Genomic DNA, 3,673 nt, shown 5'->3' on the forward strand with positions numbered 1-3,673 from the left:
ACGCCGCACGCCCGATGCCGTGCGCGGCTTGCTCGCCGCCGACGCCCGCACCGTGGCCCCGCTGCTGCTCGGCGCCGTGCTCACGCACGAAAGCCACGGCGGGACGGTCGCGGTCCGGATCACCGAGGTGGAAGCTTACCTGGGGCCGGGAGACTCGCTGCACCCGGATCCCGGCTCGCACACTTTCCGCGGCCAGACCCGGCGAAACGCCCCGATGTTCGGGCCAGCGGGGCACCTGTACGTGTACTTCACCTACGGCATGCACCACTGCGCCAACATCGTCTGCGGCCCCGAGGGGGTCGCCTCCGCCGTCCTGCTGCGCGCCGGCAAAGTGGTGGCCGGAGAGGTGCTGGCGCTCGCGCGGCGGCCGACGTCGAAAGCCCCCAAGGACCTGGCCAGCGGCCCCGCCCGTTTCGCTACCGCCCTGGGCCTGACGACGGCGGACAGCGGCCGCGACGTGTTGGGCCAGCCGTTCAGGCTTGAGCTCCCGGACGAACCGGCATCGGAAATCAGTTCCGGGCCTAGGGTGGGCGTCTCCGGCGCCGGTGGTACGGACCAGTACCCGTGGCGCTTCTGGATCACCGGCGACCCGACAGTCTCCCGATACAAGGCGGCGAAGGTGCGGACGGCGTAGCCGGCAATCCTGGGTCTGGCAGCGGCAGTGGAGGAAAGATGGCTTCTCATGGGCGAAGGCAAACGCGGTAAACCGGGCAACGAACTCGAGAGGCTTGAGATTTTTGCGCAGCTGGCCGCCGAGTACTTCCGGATGGTCGCGCTGTTCCAAGCCGACGCGGAGCAGGCAGTGCACTCCATCGAGGGGGAGCGCAGGCATTGGATCGAGCTTTTCCGGGCCGCGATGCTGCGCAAATTCATCGTTCGAGATGAACACGTTTCGCTCAAGCTGGTGGTGAGGGCGCTCCGGCTCTGTAACTACTCGGCCGACCCCCGCATAGCTGACGGGACGCAACAAGTGGTTGAGCTGTTCACCGAGGAGATGGTCCAGGGCCGTCAGCCTGTGGTGCCGGGACCGGCGCCGGACGACGGTTCCGACCGCTTCGAGGACGTCCTCTACGGGCGGCTCCTGCACGGCGACGCTGACCGGTTCCACCGCTCCGGCTGGGCAACCGACTATGCCCGCCTGGGTGCGGCCGCGGCCAGGCGGTTTGACGCGGAGCGTGCACTCGAAAAGGCGTTGGACCTGGTCAGATACGGTTTCGCCAACGGCCTCCTGCGGGCCCCGGAAGCGGCGGACGAGGAAGCAGGGCGGGCTGCCGGCCGGTAGGCAGGCTGCTGCGACCCGGGCGGCGGTTTTCTACCAGCCAGTAAGATTGACGGGTGAAACAAAGCGAGCAGCACCTTACCCAGACGAGCAATGCAACCCCGGTGGACGAGCTGATCACCAGCCTCTGCGCGACCGTCCTGGACTATCCCAAGCCGGGGGTCGTCTTCAAGGACCTGACCCCGGTGTTCGCCGACGGTGCCGCTTTCAAAGCTGTAGTCGACGCGCTGGTGGGTCCGTTCCTGGGCAGCTTCGACGCCGTCGCCGGCGTGGAAGCACGCGGCTTCCTGCTTGCCGCCGCCGCGGCCTATGCGACGGACACCGGCGTCGTCACCGTGCGCAAGGCCGGCAAGCTGCCCCGCGAGGTGATCTCGGAGGACTACTCGCTCGAGTACGGCACCGCCACGCTGGAGCTGCACCGCTCAGACCTGGCACCGGGCACCCGTGTGCTCATCCTCGACGACGTCCTGGCCACCGGCGGCACCCTCGGCGCAGCCGCCCGGCTGTTCGAACGGTGCGGTGCCGAGGTAACCGGCGTCGGCGTCGTCATGGAAATCGGCGAACTGAACGGTAGGACCGCCCTGGACGGACACCGGATCCACTCGCTGCTGAACCTGTAGCCGACCGTGGGCTTTGACCGTGGCCGGACCGTTGGCTGGAGGCCTGCGGCCGCCTCGGTAGAATGCCTGAAAAAAGGCGCGGGCCGCCGAAATTGGTAGAAATCTGACATGTTTCGGGCGGACCGGCTGAAAAGGTTGTAGAATGGTGGGTCTGTCTTTTTCGATAGGGGAACGTTCGATGCACGACGCTGATTTGGCCCATGAACGCGACTACGTAGCCGGACTTTATGCCCGGCTGGACGAGTTGCGGGCGGAAAAGCGCGCCCAGCTTGCCCAAGTCCGCCGTGCCGGCGCCGTGGGCACGATGCAAAACGTCTCCGAGCGGGACGCCTTCGCGGCGCTCTACGAGGACCGGCTCGCGCAGCTCGACGCCGTCGACGACCGCCTTGTGTTCGGTCGCCTGGACCTGGACTCCGGGGATGCCCAGTACATCGGCCGCATCGGCCTCACCACCGAGGACCTGCAACGCCTGATGGTGGACTGGCGGGCGCCCGAAGCCGGCCACTTCTACCAGGCCACGGCCTTCGACCGGCAGGGCGTGCGCCGCCGCCGCCACCTGATCCTGCAGGGCCGTGAGGTCAAGGCGATCGAGGACGATGTGCTCGACGCCGACCTGCTGGCCGACAACGAATCGTTGCAGGGCGAAGGCGCACTCCTCGCTGCCCTGAATTCCAAGCGCACCGGCCGGATGTCGGACATCGTCGGCACCATCCAGTCCGAGCAGGACCGGATCATCCGCTCTTCCATCTCCGGCGCCCTCGTGGTCCAGGGCGGTCCCGGCACCGGTAAGACTGCCGTCGCCCTGCACCGGGCCGCCTACCTGCTCTACACCCACCGGGACCGGCTCAAGACCGCCGGCGTCCTGCTGGTGGGGCCGTCGTCGTCGTTCATGAACTACATCGAGCGGGTGCTGCCGTCCCTGGGCGAGACCGGCGTGGTGATGGCCAGCCTGGGGCGCCTGATGCCCGGCATTCACGCCGTCGCCGAAGACGATTCGGACGTTGCCGCCCTCAAGGGCCGGCTCGACATGGCCGAGGTGGTGGCGAACGCCGTCGCCAACCGGCAGCGGATCCCCGCCGAAAACCGCACGCTCGAGGTGGACGGCCGCAAGCTCGTGCTGACACCGCGCCAGGTCCGCCGTGCCCGGGAGAAAGCACGTGCCACCGGCAAGCCGCACAACGAGGCGAGGGTCTCGTTCGTCAAGATCCTGTTGCGGGAGCTCACCGAGCAGATGACCGAGCTGGTCGAAGCCGGCAGCATCGGCAACAACGCCGACCGCTCGTACCTCGCCGAGGACGTGCGCTCGGCTAGGGACGTCCGGGTGGCCCTGAACCTGTGCTGGATGCCGATGACGCCGGAAAAGCTGGTGGGTGAGCTGCTGAGCAAACCCGCCATCCTGGAGGCCTGCACCCCGGACCTGAGTCCGGCCGAACGGGCCCTGCTGCTGCGGCCGGCCGGTTCGCCATGGACCGAAGCCGACGTGCCGCTCCTCGACGAGGCCGCCGAACTGCTGGGCGAACTGGATCCAGCCGCCGGCCGGGGATTGGCCCAGCAGGAGCACGACCGCGCCCGGGACCTCGCCAACGCCAAGCAGACCCTGGTCAACATGGAAACGGCCGGGGTGGATGTCCTGATCTCCGCCGAGGAACTGGTGGACCAAAACCAGGAGCGCGAGGCCCGGCTGACCGCGGCGGAACGTGCCACGAGCGACCGCAACTGGGCTTTCGGGCACATTGTGGTGGACGAGGCACAGGAACTCTCACCGATGCAATGG

Annotated in this window: 4 protein-coding genes; all 4 read left to right on the top strand. The window is 68.1% G+C overall.

Going from position 1 to position 3,673, the window contains the following annotated elements; translation table 11 throughout:
• Nucleotides 1–19: 19 nt before the first annotated feature.
• Nucleotides 20–634: a DNA-3-methyladenine glycosylase gene (locus tag AB4Y86_RS14400; RefSeq protein WP_441402886.1), complete on the top strand. Its 615-nt coding sequence runs from the start codon at nt 20–22 to the stop codon at nt 632–634.
• Nucleotides 635–682: 48 nt separating this feature from the next.
• Nucleotides 683–1,282 carry a hypothetical protein gene (locus AB4Y86_RS14405; RefSeq protein ID WP_441402883.1) on the top strand — a complete coding sequence of 200 codons (600 nt, stop codon included), beginning with the start codon at nt 683–685 and terminating at the stop codon, nt 1,280–1,282.
• 53 nt (nt 1,283–1,335) lie between these two features.
• The gene (locus AB4Y86_RS14410; protein WP_441402884.1) at nt 1,336–1,899 is read left to right on the top strand and encodes an adenine phosphoribosyltransferase; all 564 of its coding nucleotides are present in this window, start codon (nt 1,336–1,338) and stop codon (nt 1,897–1,899) included.
• A gap of 178 nt (nt 1,900–2,077) precedes the next feature.
• Nucleotides 2,078–3,673: HelD family protein (locus AB4Y86_RS14415; protein ID WP_441402885.1), on the top strand; the 1,596-nt coding region annotated here is incomplete at its 3' end.

The organism is Arthrobacter sp. 2YAF22_2 (assembly GCF_052114645.1).
GTDB lineage: Bacteria > Actinomycetota > Actinomycetes > Actinomycetales > Micrococcaceae > Arthrobacter.